Here is a 3,201-nt window from a genome sequence, read left to right on the forward strand (position 1 = left end):
AAGTATAAAGGTAAATTTCTATCATTCTTCCGTACAAAATAACGGTTATGATGATCGACAGAATCCGCATGGTAATACTGATCAACAGCGTTTCCATGGATAGCAGGAACAAATCCCCCAGTTCCATATCTTCCAGTGCATCCACAATCCTTGCGACTGCTTCTGATGCATCCACCGCTGTGTTCCCGGAGATCACCCCGGCGGCATTGTTGACCACATGCTGGCCAACATCAAAGACCGCCATCGTGATATTGAACGTATTTGTCACCAAATAAATGGCTACATACGCCTTGAAAATCCAGAGGAAAATGTTGTAAGTCTCAAATTCATGGAAATTGTTTTTCTGCGTTACCATCGTAATCAGCTCATAGCACAAGACAAAGGTGATGATCAGTCCCGCAATGGGGACAATTACTGTCTGGGAAATGTTCTGGATCAGATTAAAGATCCCTGCATTCCATCCCTGCGGTGTCTGTCCCACCTGCCCGGCTATGGTTCCCACCTGCTCATTGACAGACGTGAACATGTTATCCAAACATGACTTGATAAGCCCGATCAGGATATCCTTTATCGCTTCCGTAATTCTCTCAATGATGGTGTTCATCTACCACTCCTCTTAAGAGAACAATGTTGCCAGCTGTGGAATCAGGGTAGTTCCCAGCAGCATGATTCCGGCACCAGCCATCAGCTGTTTGATGCCCTGGCTCTTAGCGCCGGGATTGTCATTCCCATATCCTTCCAGAAGGTTTACGACACCCCACACGCCAAGACCTGCACCGATTGCGACTACAAGAGTTTTTAAAGTTGTAATTGCACTGCTAAAAAATGCCATATACATTCACCAAAACTGACTTTTTTCAGGTGTTTACGGGAATGAAAAAACACCGACTAAAAAGCCGGCGCACCTAATGTCAGTTATTCCTTTCCTTATTATTTTTCGTTCATTCCCAAGGTTACTCCGACAGATCTACTTGAATTACTTCCACCTCTTCTTCAGATTTCGGTGTGTACTGCGGATTTAACTCTTTCTCAACCTTGTATCGGTTCTTCTCGTTTTCATCTGCAAGAAGCCGATAGTTTTTGTGTTTCGTAATATCATATTTGTCTGAGAAAAATGGTCTGGCACCACGGATCTGCAGGATACATTTTCCTCCATCCATGACTGCAATCTCGTCCTCTGTCATCAACTGTTTCCCCAGTTTCTGATAATTCAGTCCAAAAGATTTCTGATTGCTTCTTGTCTCCGAAGTGTTATACAGGTCAATGGTTTCCTTACCCAGAAGCTCACTCATTTCCTTTAATGTGGTCTTCTCTTTCCCACCAAGGAATAAAGTCGTATCACAGTTGCCCAGAATGGTATCTGCACTATCCTTATACATTGCCTTTAACTGGCTCTGTGACTGCAAAATAATAGAAGCAGAGATTTCCCTGCTTCGGATGGTTGCGATCAGCTTGTCAAACTGAGGAATTTGTCCGATGTTGGCAAACTCATCAGCGATGACACGCACATGCACCGGAAGTCTGCCGCCATATTCATCATCTGCCTTGTCGCAAAGCAGATTGAAAAGCTGTGACTGCAGCATCGCAATCACAAAGTTGAATGTGGTATCCGTATCGGACATAATCAGAAACAAGGCTGTTTTCCTGTCTCCGATCTTATCCAGTTCCATTTCATCGTAAGACATGATCTCACGAAGCTCTGCGATATCAAATGGGGCAAGTCTGGCACCACAGGAAATCAAAATCGACTTCGCCGTTTTGCCAGCCGCCATTTTGTATTTTTTATACTGTCTGACCGCAAAGTGCTGCGGATCTCTTTCTTCCAGTTCCTGGAACATCATATCTACCGGGTTCTGGTAAGTTTCATCCTCTTCACGGGTTTCACTTTCATTCAGAAGATCCAGAAGAGTATTCAGATTCTTCTCCTCTTCATCACCCTCATACCAGATGAAGGCAATCAGTGCTGTGTACAGCAGTTTCTCCGCTTTCACCCAGAAATCCTCGGAAGATTTTTCTCCCTCCCCTTTGGTGTTTGCAATAATTGTCGTCACCAGTTTCAGGATATCTTTTTCAGACCGTATATAAGCAAATGGATTGTAATGAAGAGACTTAGAAAAGTTGATCGTATTCAAAACCTTAATCACATAAGGCTCATATACCACTTTCCCGGATTTATCTTTGATGACATTTCCATCTTTATCCCTCTTCGGCGGTCCCTTTGCTAACATCTTCCCGCACTCCTCGATCAGAGTGCCTTTGGGATCTGTAATGACCATGGAACAGTTCATCTGCATGACCGATGGTTTTACGAAAAAACGTGTCTTACCGGAACCACTGCCGCCGATAACTACAATATTTTTATTTCTTGCATATTTCGGTTGCTTCGGTCTGCTCTCCATCGTCAGTGCTTCTGTTGCTGTCAATGGAATGTTCATCCACGGATTTTCCGACATATAAGGTTTGATATCCTCAGCGTTTCCCCATCTGGCTGAACCATATTCGATTCCTTTTCGGAGTTTCTTTGCATCTGACTGTTTCTGCCAAACCAGCACTTTCAAAACGACTGCAACCGTAATCCCTGCCAGCAGATCTTTCCAGTTATTGCTTAACACAAAACCAGCAAAAATCCGATCTGCGTGTTCCATAGCATATAAGAGTTTGTTCCCCATATCTTCTCCCGGACTATTCCGGTAAAGAAAAAATGCCCGGTCTGCATAGAACGCAGCCAGAGCATATGGGAGATTGGTAAGAACCAGTTTCTTTTTATCCAGGGCGGACAGCCTGACCCCGATCTTATTCTTCCACTTCTGCATCAGAGGTTTGCCGATCTGTTTCTTCATCGACTCTGCTCCTGATGCCGGTTCTTTACTTTGTCCTTCGTCTTCTTTGGCATCATTGCCCGGTAAGCTGCCAGACGCTTGTGAATCGAAGGTTTATTCGCTTTTTGAATCTGTTTCTGGGAAAACTCACGGAAAGCAGCATTGAGGGCATCCTGATCACGTCCTTTGAAAAATACCAGATAAACTGGCGGCTCTTTGCTCTTGTCCTTTTTCAGAGCATAGTTAATTCCATATTTTCTGGCATAGCGTTCAAAGGACTTGATATTTTTGTTCGTGATCTCGATATTGACCATCCCGGCATTCTGCTTTGCCAGCTCTTTTACCGTGACCTTTCCCTGTTTCGGCTGATTTTTCTGTGCTT

The 3,201-nt window shown here is 44.1% G+C and carries 4 protein-coding genes; all 4 read right to left on the bottom strand.

What is annotated here, in order from left to right; genetic code table 11:
* Positions 1-604 (bottom strand): VirB6/TrbL-like conjugal transfer protein, CD1112 family (locus G5B12_RS16730; protein WP_174088914.1); only part of this gene is annotated, 604 nt, incomplete at its 3' end.
* Positions 605-616: 12 nt separating this feature from the next.
* Positions 617-832, bottom strand: a complete 216-nt coding sequence (locus tag G5B12_RS16735; RefSeq protein WP_017144663.1) for a Maff2 family mobile element protein — start codon at positions 830-832, stop codon at positions 617-619.
* A 121-nt stretch (positions 833-953) separates the two neighbouring features.
* Complete coding sequence (locus tag G5B12_RS16740; RefSeq protein WP_330362118.1) at positions 954-2,813, bottom strand: VirD4-like conjugal transfer protein, CD1115 family; 1,860 nt, start codon at positions 2,811-2,813, stop codon at positions 954-956.
* Positions 2,814-2,836: 23 nt separating this feature from the next.
* A partial coding sequence (locus G5B12_RS16745) for a PcfB family protein (RefSeq protein WP_174088916.1) occupies positions 2,837-3,201 on the bottom strand: 365 nt, incomplete at its 5' end.

The organism is Blautia sp. MSK.20.85, assembly GCF_013317245.1.
Taxonomy (GTDB): Bacteria; Bacillota; Clostridia; order Lachnospirales; family Lachnospiraceae; genus Blautia_A.